Annotated in this window: 19 protein-coding genes; 7 read left to right on the plus strand and 12 right to left on the minus strand. The window is 59.4% G+C overall.

Annotated features, from left to right (window positions below; translation table 11 throughout):
• Positions 1–173 precede the first annotated feature (173 nt).
• The 6 genes from ilvN to ACZ495_RS00285 all read right to left on the minus strand — a co-directional run bounded on the left by ilvN (position 174) and on the right by ACZ495_RS00285 (position 4,541).
• The gene (gene ilvN, locus ACZ495_RS00260; RefSeq protein WP_012625524.1) at positions 174–665 is read right to left on the minus strand and encodes an acetolactate synthase small subunit; all 492 of its coding nucleotides are present in this window, start codon (positions 663–665) and stop codon (positions 174–176) included.
• Between the two features lie 10 nt (positions 666–675).
• Complete coding sequence (gene ilvB, locus ACZ495_RS00265) at positions 676–2,367, minus strand: biosynthetic-type acetolactate synthase large subunit (RefSeq protein ID WP_464262447.1); 1,692 nt, start codon at positions 2,365–2,367, stop codon at positions 676–678.
• A gap of 21 nt (positions 2,368–2,388) precedes the next feature.
• Positions 2,389–2,619, minus strand: coding sequence for a YdcH family protein (locus ACZ495_RS00270; RefSeq protein WP_012625522.1), 231 nt, complete (start codon positions 2,617–2,619; stop codon positions 2,389–2,391).
• 54 nt (positions 2,620–2,673) lie between these two features.
• Complete coding sequence (locus ACZ495_RS00275; RefSeq protein ID WP_464262448.1) at positions 2,674–2,976, minus strand: YggT family protein; 303 nt, start codon at positions 2,974–2,976, stop codon at positions 2,674–2,676.
• A 66-nt stretch (positions 2,977–3,042) separates the two neighbouring features.
• Complete coding sequence (locus tag ACZ495_RS00280) at positions 3,043–3,708, minus strand: HAD family hydrolase (protein WP_394027154.1); 666 nt, start codon at positions 3,706–3,708, stop codon at positions 3,043–3,045.
• On the minus strand, positions 3,705–4,541 hold the full coding sequence (locus ACZ495_RS00285; protein ID WP_096152601.1) for a hypothetical protein: 837 nt from the start codon (positions 4,539–4,541) through the stop codon (positions 3,705–3,707). Before ACZ495_RS00285 ends, ACZ495_RS00280 begins: the two co-directional genes overlap by 4 nt.
• Before the next feature lie 203 nt (positions 4,542–4,744).
• On the opposite strand from ACZ495_RS00285, the gene pdxS reads away from it, so the two are divergent.
• The 3 genes from pdxS to ACZ495_RS00300 all read left to right on the plus strand — a co-directional run bounded on the left by pdxS (position 4,745) and on the right by ACZ495_RS00300 (position 6,875).
• Positions 4,745–5,626, plus strand: coding sequence for a pyridoxal 5'-phosphate synthase lyase subunit PdxS (gene pdxS, locus ACZ495_RS00290; RefSeq protein ID WP_012625518.1), 882 nt, complete (start codon positions 4,745–4,747; stop codon positions 5,624–5,626).
• A complete protein-coding gene (gene pdxT / locus ACZ495_RS00295) occupies positions 5,627–6,202 on the plus strand; it encodes a pyridoxal 5'-phosphate synthase glutaminase subunit PdxT (RefSeq protein WP_012625517.1) in 576 nt (191 codons plus the stop codon).
• A gap of 280 nt (positions 6,203–6,482) precedes the next feature.
• A complete protein-coding gene (locus ACZ495_RS00300; RefSeq protein WP_157735131.1) occupies positions 6,483–6,875 on the plus strand; it encodes a TraR/DksA C4-type zinc finger protein in 393 nt (130 codons plus the stop codon).
• Between the two features lie 442 nt (positions 6,876–7,317).
• Here the strand turns inward: ACZ495_RS00300 and ACZ495_RS00305 are convergent, their stop codons facing one another.
• The gene (locus tag ACZ495_RS00305; RefSeq protein WP_012625515.1) at positions 7,318–8,997 is read right to left on the minus strand and encodes a bacteriohemerythrin; all 1,680 of its coding nucleotides are present in this window, start codon (positions 8,995–8,997) and stop codon (positions 7,318–7,320) included.
• A gap of 100 nt (positions 8,998–9,097) precedes the next feature.
• Here ACZ495_RS00305 and yedF point away from each other — a divergent pair, with 100 nt between their 5' ends.
• A complete protein-coding gene (gene yedF, locus ACZ495_RS00310; RefSeq protein ID WP_072311462.1) occupies positions 9,098–9,727 on the plus strand; it encodes a sulfurtransferase-like selenium metabolism protein YedF in 630 nt (209 codons plus the stop codon).
• Positions 9,728–9,961: 234 nt separating this feature from the next.
• Here yedF and ACZ495_RS00315 read toward each other — a convergent pair whose 3' ends face one another.
• The 3 genes from ACZ495_RS00315 to ACZ495_RS00325 form a co-directional block, all read right to left on the minus strand.
• The gene (locus ACZ495_RS00315) at positions 9,962–10,930 is read right to left on the minus strand and encodes an ABC transporter ATP-binding protein (RefSeq protein WP_464262449.1); all 969 of its coding nucleotides are present in this window, start codon (positions 10,928–10,930) and stop codon (positions 9,962–9,964) included.
• A 316-nt stretch (positions 10,931–11,246) separates the two neighbouring features.
• Positions 11,247–11,876, minus strand: a complete 630-nt coding sequence (locus ACZ495_RS00320; RefSeq protein ID WP_012625512.1) for an XTP/dITP diphosphatase — start codon at positions 11,874–11,876, stop codon at positions 11,247–11,249.
• A 33-nt stretch (positions 11,877–11,909) separates the two neighbouring features.
• Positions 11,910–12,815: a DMT family transporter gene (locus tag ACZ495_RS00325; RefSeq protein WP_296984857.1), complete on the minus strand. Its 906-nt coding sequence runs from the start codon at positions 12,813–12,815 to the stop codon at positions 11,910–11,912.
• Positions 12,816–13,088: 273 nt separating this feature from the next.
• On the opposite strand from ACZ495_RS00325, the gene ACZ495_RS00330 reads away from it, so the two are divergent.
• Genes ACZ495_RS00330 through ACZ495_RS00340 form a run of 3 tightly spaced genes read left to right on the plus strand, consistent with a single transcriptional unit; the run spans position 13,089 to position 16,939 of the window.
• On the plus strand, positions 13,089–14,159 hold the full coding sequence (locus tag ACZ495_RS00330) for an N-acetylneuraminate synthase family protein (RefSeq protein ID WP_012625510.1): 1,071 nt from the start codon (positions 13,089–13,091) through the stop codon (positions 14,157–14,159).
• Between the two features lie 2 nt (positions 14,160–14,161).
• Positions 14,162–15,895 carry an LIC12162 family transferase gene (locus ACZ495_RS00335; protein WP_464262450.1) on the plus strand — a complete coding sequence of 578 codons (1,734 nt, stop codon included), beginning with the start codon at positions 14,162–14,164 and terminating at the stop codon, positions 15,893–15,895.
• A 3-nt stretch (positions 15,896–15,898) separates the two neighbouring features.
• The gene (locus ACZ495_RS00340) at positions 15,899–16,939 is read left to right on the plus strand and encodes an SEL1-like repeat protein (RefSeq protein ID WP_012625508.1); all 1,041 of its coding nucleotides are present in this window, start codon (positions 15,899–15,901) and stop codon (positions 16,937–16,939) included.
• Between the two features lie 146 nt (positions 16,940–17,085).
• Here ACZ495_RS00340 and ACZ495_RS00345 read toward each other — a convergent pair whose 3' ends face one another.
• Both ACZ495_RS00345 and ACZ495_RS00350 read right to left on the minus strand, forming a co-directional pair.
• On the minus strand, positions 17,086–18,246 hold the full coding sequence (locus ACZ495_RS00345) for a 4Fe-4S dicluster domain-containing protein (protein ID WP_232088678.1): 1,161 nt from the start codon (positions 18,244–18,246) through the stop codon (positions 17,086–17,088).
• Entirely contained in the window at positions 18,239–18,622 is a 384-nt protein-coding gene (locus tag ACZ495_RS00350; RefSeq protein ID WP_012625506.1) for a hydrogenase maturation nickel metallochaperone HypA/HybF, read from the minus strand. The genes ACZ495_RS00345 and ACZ495_RS00350 overlap by 8 nt, the downstream gene beginning before the upstream one ends.
• Between the last annotated feature and the right edge of the window lie 44 nt (positions 18,623–18,666).

Here is an 18,666-nt window from a genome sequence, read left to right on the forward strand (position 1 = left end):
GCGGGAACGGGCAGTTCTGAACCATAGTGCCTTTGAAACGTCGCGAAGGCTCAAAGGCGTGTGCAGCGCAAACGCGTGTTTTCTGCACTTACGCGGCGTTGCGGCGTATCGCACGTGTGCGGCGGCAGAGCGGATAAATATTTTCATGAAAATCCGCTCACGGGTGAAAATCCCTAATCCGCCTTTTTGGAACGACGCATGGCCACAGAGCCTGTGCGCGCCAGTTCCTTGATGCCGAAGCGCTGTAAAAGATTGATGATGGCATCCAGCTTGTCCTGATTGCCTGTAGCCTCAATGGTCATTTCATTGGGGCTTACGTCCACCACTTTGCAGCGGAATATTTCAACGGTGCGCAGAATTTCACCCCGCATGGGGCCTTCAGCCTGCACCTTGACAAGCATCATTTCGCGTTCGACAGCGGCAATGTCTGCAAAGTCCACCACCTTGATGACAGACACGATTTTATGCAGCTGTTTCATTATCTGCTCTAAAATCAGGCTGTCGCCTTCTGTTGTGATGGTCATGTGCGAAACGCCTTCTTCCAGGGCCGGGGCCACATTGAGCGAATGGATGTTGAAGCCGCGCCCGCTGAACAGCCCCGCCACGCGGGAAAGCACGCCGGGTTCATTTTCCACCAGCACGGAAAGCACATGTGTCTTGGTCATAGCCCCTCCTTTACACCAGCAACATTTCATCAAGCGCCGCGCCGGCAGGCACGATGGGGTACACGTTTTCCTCGCGTTCAACCACTACGTCGATAAAGGCCGGGTTGGGTGTGGCAAGGGCCTTTTCAAGCGTGGCACGCAGGTCTTCGGGTTTTTCAATGCGGTAGCCTTCGGCCCCGTAGGCTTCGGCCAGCTTCACAAAGTCCGGCTGGGCCTCCATGTTGGTGGAGCTGTAGTTCTGGTTGTAAAAGAGCTCCTGCCACTGGCGCACCATGCCGAGATGGCGGTTGTTCAGGATGATCACCTTGATGGGCAGCCTGTTGGCAACCACGGTAGCCAGCTCCTGAATGTTCATCTGCAATGAGGCGTCGCCCGCGACGGTGATGACTTTTTTGTGGGGAAAGGCAAACTGTGCGCCGATGGACGCGGGAAAGCCGTACCCCATGGTGCCGAGGCCCCCGCTGGTGAGCAGGGTGCGCGGCCTGGTGAACGTATAGAACTGGGCTACCCACATCTGGTGCTGGCCCACTTCGGTGGCAATGATGGCATCGTCGTTGGAAAGCTCGTACAGGGTCTGGATGACTTCCTGCGGCTTGATGTTGTGGTTTTTCTGGTAGCAGAGAGGCTTGCTTTTCTTCCATTCGCCCACGGCCTCAAGCCACGCGGCGTGTTCGCTGCTCCAGTCTTTGCCTTCAAGCTTGGCGTTGCAGATTTCGCCCATGCCTTCAAGCGCCAGGCGGCAGTCGCCCACCACAGGAACGTGTACTTCCACATTCTTGCGTATGGATGTGGGGTCGATATCAATATGCACAATGCGCGCCTTGGGCGCGAAGCCCGCCAGTTTTCCGGTGACGCGGTCATCAAAGCGCGCGCCCACGCATACCAGCACATCGGCATTGTTGATGGCCAGATTGGCGGCATAGGTTCCGTGCATGCCGACCATGCCGAGCCACAGCGGGTCGGTGGCGGGAAAGGCCCCAAGGCCCATGAGCGAACAGGTGACGGGAATCTGCAGCTTGCGCGCAAGGCTCGTGAGGGCCTCGGCCGCATCGGACATGATAACCCCGCCCCCGGCCAGAATGACCGGGCGTTCCGCCCGGGCCAGCTCTTCTACCGAGCGCCGCAACTGGTTGAGGTTGGGCTTGTAGGTGGGGTTGTAGCTGCGCATGTAGACTTCTTCAGGCCACACGAACTCGGCCTTGGCCTGCATGACGTCTTTGGGCAGGTCAATGAGTACGGGGCCGGGGCGGCCCGTGCGCGCCAGATAAAAAGCCTGACGGATGGTAAGGGCCAGCTTGCTGATGTCCTTTACCAGAAAATTGTGTTTGGTGCAGGGCCGGGTGATGCCCACGATGTCCACTTCCTGAAAGGCATCGTTGCCGATCAGTTGTGTGGGAACCTGCCCCGTAATCACTACCAGAGGAATGGAATCGGAATAGGCTGTGGCTATGCCCGTCACCGTATTGGTGGCTCCGGGACCGGAGGTTACCAGGCAGGCGCCTACCTTGCCGGAAGCGCGGGCATAGCCGTCAGCCGCGTGCACAGCCCCTTGTTCGTGTCGTACCAGCACGTGACGTATTTCTTGATGTCGCGGCAGTTCGTCATAGATGTCAATCACAGCGCCGCCGGGATACCCGAACAGCACGTCAACGCCTTCTCTCTTCAGGGACTCAAGGAGAATCTGCGCACCTGTACATTCCATAGCCGGCTCCTTAACAGCCTGCTAGCAATCCTGTTTTTTTATCCTGTCGAGGATTGCCATGAGCTGGGTTTTGCCTTCAAGCTTCTGTTTTTTCAATTGCTTCAAGGTCTGTTCTTCGGTAGGGGTGCGGAAGGCTTTGCCTTCAAGCTTTTCTACCTGCTTTTCGTAGAGCACGTGATCTTCCCAAAGGGATTTCAGCTCCGGATCAGTAGCCGCATACTTGTTTAGTAGTTCTAGTTCATGCTGATCCATAAGAAATCTCCATTGTTAGATGTTCGAACGCGGAAGCCCGCGAGGAAGCCAGGGTTATTGAATGGCAAGCGCGTACTGGGCAAGAGAGGCAACCACAATGCGGTTGAAAAGCTCAATGCTCAGCAGCACCACCACCGGAGAAAAGTCCATGCCGGTGGTGTAGGTAAAAGGCAGCCACTTGCGCACACGGTAAAACACGGGTTCCGTGAGGGCGTGCAGGGTGCGCACTATGGGATTATACGGGTCGGGCCGCACCCAGGTAAGCACGGCCGCGATGATGACTATCCAGAAATACAGGTTCAGCAGTGAGCCGAGAATCATGGCAACGGCGCTCATGGTATTGGCCAGAACAATCATGCGCCCTCCAGAATGGCGGTCTTTGTGTCAAAAAATACGTTCGGGGAGGTCCGGCGGGGCCTGATCTCACGCCTCGGCCTTTTGGGGCGGCAAAGTCCGGTCCAGCGCGGCGTGCAGGCCTGCATAATCCGTGACTGTTATCTGCCCCCGGAGAGCCCCGCTGCCAAATGCCGCAAATACTACGCCCGCCCCCCGGGCCGCTTCCTTGTCATGTTCGCTGTCGCCCACAAAAAGCACGGTTTCGGGCGAAACTCCCCAGGCGGAACAGATGTGCCGTGTGCCTTCGGGAGACGGTTTGGGCGCTGCCGTATCGGCCGCGACCACAGGATCAAAATAGGTGGGCAGGCCGAAAATGTCCAGAACCGTTTGTATTCCCTCAAACCTGCGGTTGGTATGCACGGCCATGCGCACACGGCGGTCGCGAAGGTCATCAATAAATCCGGTAAATCCCGGCTGCAGGCGCAGCATGGGCAAGATGTCGCGCCGGTAGTTGACCACCTCGCGTGTTACATACTCTATCTGCCCGTGAAGGTGTGGCGGCACAATATGCAGCAGGGACTGTACGGCTGTAGCCATAAAGCAGTATTCTTCCTGCTCCGGCGTCATGGGCGGTAAATCAAAGTGTTCAAGAACGCGGTTGTAGAAAATATTGTTGGATTCGCGCGAATCTATCATCACGCCATCGCAGTCAAAGATGACTCCTGCAAGGCCGTGGGGAAACAGCACACTCATGATGTGGGCCTCCATACGAGCCACAGGCGCTCGACATCCAGAGGCGGAGAACCGGTGGGTTGTTTGCGGCCGAGAATCCGCCATGCCGGGGCACGGGCCTGCAGCAGTCCAGGCATGTCTGCGGGCAGGGCCGAGGTGTCTTTTTGGGCCGGGCCGAACTCCGCTTCTTCCTGGATATCTTCGGCCATGGGGCCTTCAGCCAGAATGGGCAGGTCAGGGGGCAGAAAATACATGGCATTGGCCGTTACCAGCCGCCAGGGAGGCATGAGGCCAAGGTCGAGGCTGACGGGCGTACCCAGAATACCTGCTCCGGCATGCCCTTCAGAAGCGCCGAATCCCGGGGTTTCGCCGTCTTCCACGCCGAGAGAGCGGGTAAAAGACTCGGACTTGCGGGCCAGGGCGCGGGCCATGTCTGCCAGTTCGGCCATGCGTTCTTCCTGAAGCCACGTCCAGATAAGGGCCTTGTGCGCCTGCTCTTGCTCAATGCGCTGTTTGCGGGCGGCTTCGGCCTTGTGGGCAGCCTCGCTGTCTGCGCTGCCGAACTCGCGCAGCAGCGCCATTTCCGAAGCGTGGCGGGCCGCGCGGGCATTACCTGTTGAGGCTGCCCCCACAGGCAGGCCCGAAAGCGCCTCGTCGCCCATGCGGCGCAGGTCTTCAAGGCAGGCCGCGGCCTCGCGCGGGGTAAAAGGATAGCCCGCCGGGCAGTACGCCCCCGTCTGCGGCGGTTGCGGCAGCCCGGGCCACAAAAGCAGGGACGCGGGCAGGGCCATGTGCCTGTCCGTCAGGGAACCGCGCAGAAAAGGCAGCCTTATACAGAAACTGGGTGTGGTCATCATAGGCATCCTCTGGAAAAATACAGCATACTCAGAGCCGGGGGAGAGCGCAAGCCGGGGGCGGGCCGGACCTGTTTCACCTTTGCGCAATGTATTGTCAGGCGAACGCTTATGACATATAAAGCATCCCAGCAACGCCGCAGCGTGAGCGGTAGACTGCCAAACATCTCGCCGGCAGACCCGGCTCAGAAGGAGTAGAAGAAATGGAACAGGGCACCATTCGCCTGAAGACAGGCCTTGCAGAAATGCTGAAAGGCGGCGTGATCATGGACGTCACCACTCCCGAACAGGCTAAAATCGCTGAAGAAGCTGGCGCTTGCGCCGTAATGGCTCTGGAGCGTGTGCCTGCGGACATTCGCGCTGCCGGTGGCGTGGCCCGCATGGCTGATCCCACCATTGTTAAAAAAATCATGGAAGTAGCCACCATTCCCGTTATGGCCAAGGCGCGCATCGGCCACTTTGTGGAAGCGCGTATTCTTGAGTCTATGGGGGTGGATTATATTGACGAGAGCGAAGTGCTCACCCCCGCTGACGACAAGTATCATATCGACAAGCGCGATTTCACCGTGCCTTTTGTCTGCGGCTGCCGCAATCTGGGCGAAGCCCTGCGCCGTATCGCCGAAGGCGCGGCCATGATTCGCACCAAGGGCGAGCCTGGAACCGGCAACGTGGTTGAAGCCGTGCGCCATTGCCGTCAGGTGATGGACGAAGTGCGCATGCTCTGCGCCCTGCCCGAAGCCGAGGTGCCCAACTTTGCCAAAGAAATGGGCGCTCCTCTTGAACTGTGCCTGCTCGTACGCAAAGAAGGCCGCCTGCCCGTGGTCAACTTTGCCGCCGGCGGCATCGCCACCCCGGCTGACGCCGCCATGATGATGCATCTTGGTTGCGACGGCGTATTTGTGGGTTCCGGCATTTTCAAGTCCGGCGACCCGGCCAAGCGCGCCAGGGCCATTGTGCAGGCCGTGACCAACTACAAGGATTTCGCCCTGCTGGCCGAAATCTCCCGTGATCTTGGCGAACCTATGGTGGGTATTGAAATTTCCACCATTCCCTCTGGTGAGCGCATGCAGGAGCGGGGCTGGTAGATGGCCCGCTGTGTGGGTGTGCTGGCCCTTCAGGGGGCTTTTCGTGAGCATGTGGCCGCCGTGTCCCGTTTGGGCGTGGCGGCCCGCGAAGTGCGCCAGCTCAAGGATATGGACGGCATTGACGCCATGATCATTCCGGGCGGCGAAAGCACCACCATGGGCAAACTGCTCAACGAGTGGCAGATGCTGCAGCCGTTACGCGAGCGCATTGAGCAGGGCATGCCGGTATACGGCAGCTGCGCCGGACTTATCCTGCTGTGCCGCGTTATTGAAAATTCGGACCAGCCCCGGCTGGGCGTGCTGGATGCCACCGTGCGGCGCAACGCTTTCGGCCGTCAGGTTGACAGCTTTGAAACCGATCTCGCCATGCCGGAAATCGGGCCGGAACCTGTCCCGGCGGTCTTCATCCGTGCTCCTGTCATCACTGGCGTGGGGCCGGGCGTCAAGGTGCTGGCCGAGGTCAAGGGGCAGGCTGTGGCGGTGCGCCAGAACAATATTCTGGCCACGTCCTTTCATCCTGAGCTGACGCCGGATACGCGTCTGCATGGCTACTTTCTGGGCATGTGCGGTAGCTGAGGCAAAAACATCCTGCCGAAAGGGCGGCTTCCGGCGGCATACAGGCCGTCGTGCAGGCCCGGTATGTGGATGCTTTGAACATGCGGCAAGATAGTCCGCAATCGTGTTTTCAATATAACGGGGAGAAACGCTTCTGGCGTTTCTCCCCGTTATCGTTTTTCTCCATTTTGCCGTCAATGCGCCGCACGTTGTAACATGCCCGGCACCTTATCGCCCAAATACGGGCGCACACTGCCTCATGAACAACGGTTCAACCGCCGGTAAATCCGGGGAGGCAGCCATGCACGATACTACCATGCTCAAACGGATACAGGCCGAACTGGTCGACGAATTGCGGCGCATGTCCCTGTTGCGCGCAGGCTTTCAGGCCCAGCATTTTTCTGATGAAGCAGACGCCGCCAGCCATATGGAGGCGGCGCATATTGCCTGTTGCCGCGCCCGGCGCAGTGTTCAGCGCATCCACGATCTTGAGCGGTTGCTGCATCTTCTGCGGCACAATGGCCCGCGCCAATGTGTCGATTGCGGTGAGGATATCCCGCTGAAGCGCCTTGTGGCCGCTCCGGGAACTGTGCGCTGCTTCTCTTGCCAGCAGCAGGAGGAGCGCGCGGCTGCTCCACTGGCGGCGACAGTGCAGCGTGGAACCTGCACAGAATCATGGTCCCTGTTCTGCTGACGCCGCAAAATATCAGGATATCCGTATGCAAGGCAATACGGATATGCTCCCTTTGGCTCCGGAACGGAAGCCGTCAGGTCGGGGCGGGGCCGGTGCTCCCCCCTGCGCCGCCTGGCAGACGGCCTCGGACGTCAGGCGCGGCTCATGCCCCGGCATCGGAGTGGATTTACCGCGCTGGAAAGGGCGGTAGGGCGTTGTGTGCTTGTAACCACTGACCATCCCGCCCCTGCCATTGAGGCTCGCCATACCGGAAACGCCACAGAAAAAACAGCCTTGCCGCAGACTTCGGCAAGGCTGTTTTGGCGTGTTTTTCAGGGAAGGGATTTTTTGTTTTTGCCTGCCTCAGGCCGGTTTGCGCGTGAGTCCCGGCATTACCGTGCCGGGGTTTCCTGCTGTTGTGGAAAACACGCCGCGTCATGGCATCGGATGCTCTGTAAACGGCCTAGCGGCCATGATCCTGCTCGAAGTCTTCTTTTTTGAGGTAGGGCAGGTATGTGGGGTCTGTACCCATAATGTGCTGTACGAGCCAGTCCTTGAGGAAGGTCAGCAGGTCCATGCTCACGGTGGCAGTGCCGGATTTGAGCTGCTCTTCCACTTCGTCCAGTTTTGCTACAAATTTTCTGTGTATTTTCATATGCTCCGCCGCGCCCAGATAGGCGGTGGCGGTAAACAGTTTTTCTTCATCTGCGAAGTGTGTGGCCGTATAGTCGCGCAGCTTGCGCAGGATGGCCTGAAGGTCTTCTGAAGTGCGGTTGTGGGCCATGGCCGTGTACAGCTCGTTGATATAGTCAACCAACAGCCGGTGCTGCCTGTCCACCATGGCCACATGCAGGTCGAGCTTGGGCGTCCACTGGACGAACTTGTCCGAGGTGGCCTGCTCGTAGTCGCCGGTAACCAGTGCGTTGATGGTCATGTCCAGTTCTTCCATGCCGCTCTGGAAACTCAGCAGGGCCGCGATGAATGTTTCCATGCTGGCGGCCGTCTGTTCCGATATGTGGCGGATTTCGCCCATGGTGCCGCTGGTGCCGACGCTTTGCTCGGACTGCTCCTTGACGCTTTTGGCTATGGTCTGGAGATGATCGGCGGTTTCGTTCATGGCATGGAGAATATCACGCATGAAGGCCCCGGCCCGCGCGGCCTGTTCGGCACCATCCACGCTCAGGCGGGCGGCCCTGTCCACAGTCTGCACATTGATCTGTGTTTCAGCCTGGATGGCGTGCACGGCTTCTTCCACTTCCTTGGTGGCCCCCATGGTTTTTTCGGCCAGTTTGCGCACCTCGTCGGCCACCACGGCAAAACCCCGTCCGGCATCTCCGGCACGGGCGGCTTCAATGGCGGCGTTGAGGGCCAACAGGTTGGTCTGGTCGGCCACTTCGTTGATGACTGCCATGACATGACCGATGTTGCTGGCTTTTTCTCCCAGTCCGGCCATGGCGGTTTTGAGCTGCACGATAATGTCTTTGAGCTTTTCGATGGAAGACAGTGCGCCTTCCACTTCGCGTTCACCTGTGGCAGCACTGGCGCTGGAGCGCTGGGCGCTTTCTGAAAGTTCCTGTACCCTGGTTGAAGATTCGAAAGCCGCCTGTGAAACCTCTTCCATGGCCCGGCTGGTGTCAGTAAGGCTGGCGCGCTGCGACTCAACGCCCTTGCTTACCTCGACGACCAGGCTCGCCAGATCGCGTACCTCGGTGGAAAGATTGCTGCACACGGTATGCGCCTTGTGCAGGACCATGGCCCCGCGCTCGGATTTGTTGTGCAGCTTCTTTTTTTCTTCTTCAACACTGGCCAGACGCGTTTTGAACTCTTCGGCCATGGCGCGCATATCCTTGATGGCCTCGGCGTCTTCCGCCACAACCTGTTCGGCATCGTGCAGGTGGCTGAAGCAGTATTCGGCCCGTTCCGCCACGTCGCCTTCACGGGCGGGGGCGCCTTCGGCAAAAAGAGCGTCGCTCTGCTCCCGCAGTTTTTTGTCCCCGGCCCTGCGTTTTAACCAAAGGAGCGCATCCGCCACGGCACAGGCTGCGGCAAAGGCAGGCAGCAGCCATTGCAGGCCTTGCGGTTTTTCCATAAAGACCATGCCGCAGAGAGAACACAATATAAAGAGTTGCAGTATAATGCCCATATATTTCCGCCTTGGTTTGCTTGCTTATCGGCAATAGTATAATTACTCTTAACAGCAGGAAATGTAAATAAAACCGCAAAACAGCAAAGAGGTTGATATTATGGATCTTCTCGATTGCAGAGGACTTGCCTGCCCCCAGCCGGTCATCCGTTGCCGCACTGCCGTTGACGGAGGAGCCGTGGCGCTGGAAGTAGTGGTCGACAATGCACCTGCGCTGGAAAATGTGCAGCGTTTTCTTCACAGTCGCGGCTATACATCTGAAGCTATACAAGAAACCCCCCAGTGCTGGCGCATCACGGCCGCACTGCATACCGCCGAAAGCGGGCTGTCCGCCGGGGCTGCTCCGGCGGCTTTGTCACGCACCGCAGAAAGTGATGGAGAGGAAGGGCTGGGTACACAGACCCTTGTTTTGCTGACCACAGAAACCCTGGGGCGAGGTGATGACACCCTGGGTGCGAAACTTATGGAAAATTTTCTGGCGACACTGCCGGAACTGGGACCACGTCTGTGGCGTCTGGTGCTTGTCAACGGTGGCGTGAAGCTGGCGGCCCGACCGGGTCCGGCGCTTGAGTCGCTGCAGCGGCTGGCGGCATCGGGTGTTTCCATTCTGGTGTGCGGTGCCTGTCTTGGGCATTACGGCCTGCTGGAGGCCAAGGCCGTGGGGGAAACGTCAAACATGCTTGATATTGTAACCAGCCTTGATCTTGCGGGTAAGGTCATCAGGCCCTGAGCGGCATTGCCCGGCCGACGTGGATCGCGGCGGCAGAACAGAAAAAGGCGGCATGGATCCCATGCCGCCTTTTTCGTCCGAGTCATGCGCTCACATCGCCGCGGACTGCATCTCTGGTGATTCTGTCCGGGCGCTGCCTTGTACCCGATTTTTGCCATACCTGCTTTGCGGGCATGGTGGGACATGGCACAAGAACATGGCCGCATATGGGCAGCCTCGGGCCTGCGCCGGGGTTTATGCCTGATTTTCGTGTAGCCAGCAGACCGCCCGGCGTTCACCCCTAACGAAGCCCGGGGGCATTTTTTCGCTGCATATGGGCATGGCTTTGCCGCAACGGGGATGAAAAGGGCAGCCCTGAGGCATGGCGCGCAGGGTAGGCACGCTGCCCGGGATGGTGGGCAGGCGGCTGAGCCCGCGTGAAAGAGCGCTGGGGGCGGCCTGAAGCAGGCCCTGGGTGTAGGGGTGCAGCGGGCGGGAAAAAAGCTCCTCCGCCGGGGCGTGTTCCACAAGCCGTCCGGCATACATGACGCCCACGTTGTGGGCCATCTGGGCGGCTACGCCCAGGTCATGCGTGATGAGCAGCACCGCCATGCCGCGCTGCTGGCTGCGGGAACGCATAAGGCGCAGTATCTGCCCCTGGATGGTGGCGTCCAACGCTGTGGTCGGCTCGTCTGCCAGCAGCAGGTCCGGGCGGCAGGCAAGGGCCATGGCGATCATCACCCTTTGTCGCATGCCGCCGGAAAGCTGATGCGGATAATCGGCATAACGGCTTTCGGGCGAAGGAATGCCCACTTCTGCCAGCAGGGCCACGGCTTCTTCACGGGCTTTTGTCCGGTTCATGCCGAGGTGCAGGCGCAAGGGTTCGGCCACCTGTTCCCCCACCCTGAGCACGGGATTGAGGGATGTCATCGGCTCCTGAAAAACCATGCCCACACGCCGCCCCCGTATGGCCCGCATTTCGCGGGGGGGCAGTTGCAGCAGGTTCTGCCCGTGCAGCATGATGCTGCCGTCCAGCCGGGCGTTATCCGGCATGAGGCGCAGTATGGCCCGGGCTGTCAGGCTTTTGCCGCAGCCGGATTCGCCGACAAGGCAGGTGATGCGTCCCTGCTCCAGGCTGAGATTAACATCCCGCACGGCAGGCAGGGGGCCATCATCTGTCTGGAATGTGATGGACAGGCTGTCCAGGCGCAACAGAGGCTGCATTTCTGAAAGAATCCTTTTATGTTAACCGTATGCTGTATGGCCTTGCCCTTGGCGGAGACCGAAGTAGCATACGCCTACTGTAACGCTGTGTTGTTTTTGCCACAAGTTTCGCCAGAAAACAGTCCTGAAGCAGAGCAGGTTACCACTGCAAATGGTCCACTGCCCTGCGCGGACTTTCCTTGAAAACCCTCGCTGCAAATGCTTGCAGGACGAACTTGTTTCGCCGTCGGGCAGGCATTTCAAGGTGCGTATGCTCTAACAGAAAAGGGTGGAAAAACAAAAAACCGCTGCCGTATGCCGCTGTGGGCATGGCCGGTTACGCGCCCATAAAGCTCTGCCACTTTGCCAGAAGCGCGCGCAGGGCGTTGCCCCTGTGGCTGCGGGCATTTTTTTCGTCCCTGGTCAGTTCTGCTGCGGTTTTTTGTATGTCTTTATCAAAAAAGACAGGGTCATAACCAAAGCCGTTCTGGCCACGCGGGGCATGAAGCAGTGTGCCTTCCCAGTTGCCGCGAACGACCATTTCCGCGCCGTCGGGCCGCACGCAGGCCATGCAGCTCACAAAGCGGCAACCTCTTTTATTTTCCGGAACATCCGCCAGTTCGTGCAGCAGTTTGCGGATATTGCGGTCATCCCGGCTTTCGTCGGGCAGGCTTTGCCAGTCGTCGGAATAGCGGGCCGAATAGACGCCGGGCTTGCCGTCCAGGGCGTCCACCTCCAGGCCGGAATCGTCGGCAATGCTCACGAGGCCGGTCAGGCGGGCTACCTCACGCGCCTTGATGCAGGCGTTTTCTTCAAAAGTTACACCGGTTTCTTCAATTTCACCAATGTGAGGAAAGGCCTCAAGACTCAGTACCTCCACACCGAATCGGGCCAGCGGGTCGGCCAGTTCGCGTACTTTCCCCGCATTGTGGGTCGCCAGCACGATACGTATGGGCTGTGTACTCATATATGCTCCTTGGCGGCTGTGCCGCAGGTGGTTTCAGGCTTTTGCCCTGTGCTGGGGCAGAACCAGCGTGGCGATGATGATGCCGCTGATAACCAGTGCGCCGCCTGCCAGCTGGGCCGGGGCCACGCGCTCGTGCAGCACAATGCTTGCGGCAATGCCTGCGAAAACAGGCAGACTGTAATAGACCATGCCCGCCCGTACCGGGCCGATACGGTCCACAGCAACGGTCCACAGCCAGAACGACAGGGCCGAGCAGCCGATGCCTGCGTAAAGCACGCTTATGACCAGCGTGGCGGACATCTGCGGCCGGGGCAGCATAAAGGCTTCAATGGCGGTAAAGGGCAGGGAGTACAGCAAACCCAGGGCAAAGGTGGCTATGCTGAAGCCCATAGGCGAGATGTCGGGACTGCGCTGGCGTATGAACAGGGAATAGAGGCCGAAGCACAGTACGCCGCCCAGGGCCCACAGATCTCCTTCGTTGAAGCGCAGGTGGGCCAGCCGGTCCCATTGGCCGCGGCTGACCAGTATGGCTACCCCTGCAAGGACCACGAGCACGCCCGCCATGCGGCGCGGAGAAATCGGTTCGTTGTAGAGCACGCGTGAAAGTATCAGGATAACCACCGGGGCCGTGGGAACCAGCAGTGCCATATTGATGCTTTCCGTGGTCTGCCCGGCCTTGTACAGAAAGGTATTGAGCAGGGTGACGCCAAGAATGCCCAAAAGAGAAAGCCCGCGCCAGTTTTTTTTGATGGCGGGCCAGTCAGTGCGCCAGTGCTTTCCGGCAAAGGGCAGCAGAATGATCAGGGCGATGAGCCAGCGCCAGAAGTTGCACTGCCAGGGGGGGATAAGCCCCGCCACTGCCCGGGCAACCACAAAGTTTCCAGACCAGATGATGACGGCCAGAAGGGCGGAGGCATAGCCCGTTACATTTTTTTGCATAGTTGTATCCAAACGCGGCGTACTGCACTGTAAGCGGAATAAAACACCGGGCGCCGTTCATGCGGCAGCTGATCAATATAGTGCATGTGTGGCGCAAAGGCAAAGTTGTGCATACGTTGTAAAAACGAAGAATTACATGTGTAGTTGACAGAGAGGATATAAAAATTTGTAATTATTCAATATGATTATGTGCTGTGCCTCGCTGCGCTGCTTTTCTTTTGCCCGGCAAGGGAGTATACTGAAACCCTAAAATTCACCAGTGAGGAAATGAGCATGAAACTCATGGATATATTTGCTGTTCCTGCCCCCGAAGTGTGTATTCCCGTCCCCTATGTGATTGCCGAAGCCGGGGTGAACCATGAGGGCAGCATGGACATTGCCCGCAGGCTCATTGACGAAGCCGCCGAAGGCGGCGCGCAGGCCATCAAGTTTCAGACCTACAAGGCGGGAACCCTGGCCTCCAAGGATTCTCCGGCCTACTGGGACACCAGCAAGGAACCCACCCGGAGCCAGTACGAGCTGTTTAAAAAGCATGATTCGTTCTGGAAAAATGAATTTGAAGCTCTCAAAAAATACTGTGATGCGGCGGGCATTGCCTTCATGTCCACGCCGTTTGATGTTGAATCAGCCCATTTTCTCAATGATCTTATGGATGTGTTCAAGATTTCCTCATCGGATATCACTAACAAGCCCTTTATCCGCATTCTCTGCGATTTCGACAAGCCCATCCTGCTTTCCACAGGTGCGGCCCACCTGCACGAAATTGCCGAAGCTGTGGAATGGATCGAGGCAAAAGGCAACAAGCTTGCCCTGCTGCATTGTGTGCTCAACTATCCCACGGCAGACGAAAACGCGGCTCTGGGCATGATTCCGGCTCTCGCCCGCCACTTTCCGCAGCATGCCATCGGCTATTCCGACCACACCCTGCCCAGGGACATGCATATTCTTGAAACAGCCACCCTGCTGGGCGCCCGAGTGCTTGAGAAGCATTTTACCCACGACAAGTCCCTGCCGGGTAATGACCATTACCACGCTATGGACAAGAATGACCTGCGTCGTTTCTTTGAAAGGCTTAACGCCACTCTTGCTAGTGTGGGCGACCTGAGCCTGCGCGCCCTGCCGGAAGAAGAACCTGCCAGGCAGCATGCCCGACGCTCTCTGGTTACGGCGCGGGCCATACCTGCCGGTACGCCTGTCACCGCCGCCGACCTGACATGGAAGCGCCCGGCCCACGGCATCTCGCCGCGTAATTATGACGAGGTGCTGGGCATGCGCGCCCGCCACGATCTGGCGGAAGACACGGTGCTGCACTGGTCTGATCTGGAAAACGGACACAAGGGTTAATCATGGATCACGGGCGCAGCATACTCGTTCTTGGGCGCATGCCCCGGGGGGCAGAACCGGAAACGCACCGGCCTGCCGGGCCTTGGTGCTTTGTGGAGCAGGAGGAGTTTTTCCCCGCCTGGGACAGGCGTTTTACCTTTCCGCCCGAACCGCTGGCGGAAGTGCCCGCCATGGAGCGCGCCTGCCGGCGTGCCAAGGCGCTCTGCGCAGACAGCATCGCTCCGCTGGCGGCAGAACTGTGCCCGCACAGCGCCTCGCTGCCCGCCACCTACTGGGAGACTCTTCTGGCCCCGTGGGCCGTGAATATGGCTTCGCAGATAGTGGAACGCTGGGACCGGGTCAAAAGCATGGCCGAAGTGTGGGGCAACGATGCCCTGCACGTACCCCTGCTGCCACCGGACTGCCGCTTCACCTTTCACACGGAGCCGGACTTCGCCCTGCACGGCGCGCTCGGCCATACCTTTAATCACTGGCTGTTTTCGCGGCTGTTTGAGGCGCTCTTTCATGAAGGATGGCCGCAAAACTGGACCTGGGAATACCTTGAGCCTGTAAACCGCGAATATGGGGCGGCCAAATGTCTTTCCGGCAAGGAGCGCTTGCGCGGCATACTGCGCAATGCCATGCTGCGGCTGCCTTTTCCCCGTCTCAAGGGCGTCAGGCTCGGGCAGAGCCTGCGATTTTCGCTGGCCCTGCTGCACAAAAGCCGGGGGCATGACTGCTCGCAACCGCTTTCATCCTATGGCAGGGCTGCCACGGGATATGACGCGGCACTGCCGGAGCATCTCGACGTCATGGCGCTTTTTCGTGCGGGGATGCCGCGTTCCCTGAAAAAACTGGACCATCCGAAGCGCCTTTCGCCCGGTATGCTGGCGCCACGCCTGCGCGTAGCCAGCATTCTGGCCTATGAGGATGCAGAATACCGGCAAAAGCTCGCTCTTTGGCGCGGGCGAGGCCACAGGCTCATGTATGTGCAGCATGGCGGCAATTACGGCCAGGTGCGTTGCGCCTGTGATACGGCCGTGGTGGAGTACAGCCAGCATGCTTTTGCCACCTGGGGCTGGAGCGAGCACGGCAGCAGCCGGGGAAATTTTATCCCCCTGCCGTATCCGCAGTTGGCCCGCATAAAAAAGCTCTGGCACGGCCAGGACGGGCATAACCTGCTCTTCGTGGGGACGGAAATGCCCGCCTATGGCTATCGGCTGGACGCGCATCCTACGCCGCTGCAGCTGGTGGATTACAGGCGAGACAAGCTGCGCTTTTTTGAATCACTGGAGAAGAGCATACGGGGCAGTTCCCTGTATCGGCCCTATTTTCCGTTGCCCGGCTCGCTGCGCGATGCGGACTGGCTGCTGGAGCGCATGCCTCAGGTGCGCCTGGCCACGGGGCCTCTGCAGCCGCAGATGCTTGCCTGCCGTCTGCTGGTCGTGGACCACAACTGCACCACGACCCTTGAGGCTCTGGTCGCCAACGTGCCGACCATTCTGTTCTGGCGGCGCGATGTGTGGCCCGTCACCCCACAAAGCGACGCCCTGCTGGACGTGCTTGTCAGGGCGGGCATACTGTACGCCACGCCTGAAGAGGCCGCCGCCAAGGTTGCCGAGGTGTGGGAAGACCCCCGCGCATGGTGGAGCCGCACTTCTGTGCAGGACGCCCGCCGCGCCTTTTGCGCCCTGCAGGCTCTTACGCTCAAGGGTGATGAAAACCATTATTGGATCTCAACGTTGAAGAGTTTATAACACATGAAAATCCGGTTAGTTATCATAGTTTTTCTGGCATTTTTGTGCCTTTCGCCTTTGTGGCTGTCACAGGGCGACGCCCGCGCTGATGATGGGGAAAGCCTGCGCCAAGTGCAGACGGCACTGGGCAAAAACGATTACGATGAGGCCGTGCGCCTGCTCAAGCCGCTTGTTGACGGCGGCAATGCTGAAGCCCTGTACGTTATGGGCCGTCTTATTCTGGACGGCAAGGGCGTGAAGAAAAACCGCACCCGTGCGGCGGAGTTTTTTCGCCTGGCTGCGGAAAAGGGCGACGTGAGCGCCATGAACTCCTGGGCCACAGCCTTGGCCTCGGGCGACGGTGTGCCGCGCAACTACCGTGAGGCCGCGCGCTGGTTCCGCAAGGCGGCCGAACAGGGGCTGGCCATGGCCCAGTACAACCTTGGTTACCTCTACGCCCACGGGCGCGGCGTCAGCAAGGATGAGGCCGCCGCCATTGACTGGTACAGCCGTGCCGCCAATCAGGGCCTTGCATCGGCCCAGTATTCCCTGGGCTGGACCTATCTGAACAGCAAGGGTGAAAACCAGAGCGACACCAAAGCCGCCCACTGGTTTGAAAAAGCCGCGGAGCAAGATCACCCCAAGGCGCAGAACAATCTGGCATTCATGTACGCCGAGGGACGGGGCTATGCCCAGGACCCGGCCAAGGCCGTGCAGTGGTACACACGCGCTGCCGAACAGGGCTATGCCGAAGCCCAGTATAACCTTGGCTTTATGTACGAACAGGGCCGCGGCGTGCCGCAGGACTATAACCAGGCCGTGGACTGGTACCGCAAGGCTGCGGAGCAGAACGAGGCCGCCGCGCAGTACAGCCTGGGACTCATGTATGATCAGGGAACCGGCGTGCCGCGCAATCTGAGCGAGGCCAACCGCTGGTACAATCTGGCCGCCAAGAATGGCGACCCCGATGCCCGATCCGTGGTGCGCGCCCAGAACAACAAGCCGCAGCAGGCGCGCAAGGCCGCTCCGGCAAACCGGCAACAGAAGCGCGATAAAAAGCAGTAGCATTTGCCATACAGCCAGAAAGCCGAGGCCCGTTCGCATCTGCATGCGAACGGGCCTCGTGTATTTGGGGGGCGGGCTGGTCCGCCTTTCTGGTTTTTTCAGGGCAGCGCTATTTTTCAGGGCATCCGCAGCCCTGATGGCCTGCCCTATTTTTTGCCGCTCTTTTTTGCCGTTTTTTTGCTGCCCTTCGCCGCAGGTTTTTTTGCTGCGGCTGCGGATTTTTTTTCAACCGTTGTTACGGCTGCGGGCTTTTTTTCCGCTGTCGCGGGGGCCGGGGATTTTACAGTTTGCTGGGCTTCTTCAACCTTGGCGGCAGCATGGGATCCAGCAGGCTCGGCAGGGGCCTGGGGAGCGGTTTTCGGAGCGCTTACGGGTTTGTCTTTGGCCGTTGCGGCGGGAGAGAACGCGGCATCTTCTGCATTTTCCGCAGCGGGAGTTTCATCCGCCTGTACCTGCCCGGCGGAAGGCTCATCGGCCTTTGCCTTTGCAGTAGGGGCGGTTTCGGTGACGGATATTTTTTCAGCTTCGGCGGCGTCTGCCTTTTCGGCTTCGGGCGCAGGATCTTTTTTCTCCGCCACGGGTGCGGCCGCAGCGGCGGATGCCGTCTGGGGAGCGGGCGTGGCCGATGTTACGGAAATTTCTTGCTCACTGGCGGCAGATATGCTTTTTTCTGCGGCTGCGGTTTCGGTGCCTGCGGCAGCTTGTGTGCCGTTTTCCGGGGTTGTTTCAGCCTTGGGAGCCTCTGGTCTGGCTGCGGCGGCCACAGCCTTCTTTTCCGGCTTGGGTGCTTCCACAACCGTGCCGTCGGCCAGCACCAGCGAGAGGGCGTGGGCGGGGCAGGCTTCCATGCAGGCGGTAATGCGTTTGCCGTTTTCCATCCGCCACGCGCGGCACATGTCGCAACGCACGGCTACTTCGCGGCGGGCGCGCTGGGCGATGGTTTCGCCGTCTTCGCCGTCTACCGTGGGCATGCCGATGGTTTCCATAGTGATGGTTCCGTAGGGGCAGGCCGCCATACACATTTTGCAGGCCACGCAATACTGGACGCGCATGATGATGCGCCCCTGCTCATCCTGTTGCAGCGCCCCGGTGGGGCACACATTGACGCAGGGAGCATGGGGGCACTGGTGACAGCGCACGGTGGTTTTGAAGCCTTCGGCCTTGACCACCTGCACGCGCGATACCAGTTCATCGCGATGCTTCATGGCCTCTTTGAAACTCATGCCGTGGTGGGCGGCAATACAGGCCACTTCACAGCGGCGACAGGCGCGGCATTTGTCGGGTACGACCTGGATATGTTCAGTCATGGTCCGTTTCCTCGGATGCAACGTGCAGGGCCATCAGGGTAAGTCCGTGGCCCCCGTTGAAGTGGATGTTCTCGCCGCCGCAACTGGGACAGACGAAATGCCGTTGCGTCAGGCTGAATTCATGGCTGCAATCAGTACAGCGGCAGGGCAGGGGCGCTGTATGCAAAAGCAATTGCGCTCCTTCGGCCGGGGTTCCTTCCGCAAAAAGCTCAAAGCAGGCGGTAAGGGTTTGCGCCTCCACGCAGGCGATAAGGCCAAGCTGGCATTCCACCTTGTGTATGCGCTCTACCTGGTTTTCAGGGTGCGCCTCGTTGTGATCTTTCAGAGACTTCAGGCAGATGTCCAGAAGGCCCTGAACCAGACTCGCTTCATGCATGGGCTTTGTCCGCCGCTTCGACGTTTGTGGCATGGGGCGGCTGT

This window comes from Desulfovibrio sp. GTC20076, from assembly GCF_055385905.1.

Coding starts and splice junctions, on each gene's coding strand:
- ilvN (WP_012625524.1), bottom strand. CDS start 665: ATGACCAAGACACATGTGCTTTCCGTGCTGGTGGAAAATGAACCCGGC.
- ilvB (WP_464262447.1), bottom strand. CDS start 2,367: ATGGAATGTACAGGTGCGCAGATTCTCCTTGAGTCCCTGAAGAGAGAA.
- ACZ495_RS00270 (WP_012625522.1), bottom strand. CDS start 2,619: ATGGATCAGCATGAACTAGAACTACTAAACAAGTATGCGGCTACTGAT.
- ACZ495_RS00275 (WP_464262448.1), bottom strand. CDS start 2,976: ATGATTGTTCTGGCCAATACCATGAGCGCCGTTGCCATGATTCTCGGC.
- ACZ495_RS00280 (WP_394027154.1), bottom strand. CDS start 3,708: ATGAGTGTGCTGTTTCCCCACGGCCTTGCAGGAGTCATCTTTGACTGC.
- ACZ495_RS00285 (WP_096152601.1), bottom strand. CDS start 4,541: ATGACCACACCCAGTTTCTGTATAAGGCTGCCTTTTCTGCGCGGTTCC.
- pdxS (WP_012625518.1), top strand. CDS start 4,745: ATGGAACAGGGCACCATTCGCCTGAAGACAGGCCTTGCAGAAATGCTG.
- pdxT (WP_012625517.1), top strand. CDS start 5,627: ATGGCCCGCTGTGTGGGTGTGCTGGCCCTTCAGGGGGCTTTTCGTGAG.
- ACZ495_RS00300 (WP_157735131.1), top strand. CDS start 6,483: ATGCACGATACTACCATGCTCAAACGGATACAGGCCGAACTGGTCGAC.
- ACZ495_RS00305 (WP_012625515.1), bottom strand. CDS start 8,997: ATGGGCATTATACTGCAACTCTTTATATTGTGTTCTCTCTGCGGCATG.
- yedF (WP_072311462.1), top strand. CDS start 9,098: ATGGATCTTCTCGATTGCAGAGGACTTGCCTGCCCCCAGCCGGTCATC.
- ACZ495_RS00315 (WP_464262449.1), bottom strand. CDS start 10,930: ATGCAGCCTCTGTTGCGCCTGGACAGCCTGTCCATCACATTCCAGACA.
- ACZ495_RS00320 (WP_012625512.1), bottom strand. CDS start 11,876: ATGAGTACACAGCCCATACGTATCGTGCTGGCGACCCACAATGCGGGG.
- ACZ495_RS00325 (WP_296984857.1), bottom strand. CDS start 12,815: ATGCAAAAAAATGTAACGGGCTATGCCTCCGCCCTTCTGGCCGTCATC.
- ACZ495_RS00330 (WP_012625510.1), top strand. CDS start 13,089: ATGAAACTCATGGATATATTTGCTGTTCCTGCCCCCGAAGTGTGTATT.
- ACZ495_RS00335 (WP_464262450.1), top strand. CDS start 14,162: ATGGATCACGGGCGCAGCATACTCGTTCTTGGGCGCATGCCCCGGGGG.
- ACZ495_RS00340 (WP_012625508.1), top strand. CDS start 15,899: ATGAAAATCCGGTTAGTTATCATAGTTTTTCTGGCATTTTTGTGCCTT.
- ACZ495_RS00345 (WP_232088678.1), bottom strand. CDS start 18,246: ATGACTGAACATATCCAGGTCGTACCCGACAAATGCCGCGCCTGTCGC.
- ACZ495_RS00350 (WP_012625506.1), bottom strand. CDS start 18,622: ATGCATGAAGCGAGTCTGGTTCAGGGCCTTCTGGACATCTGCCTGAAG.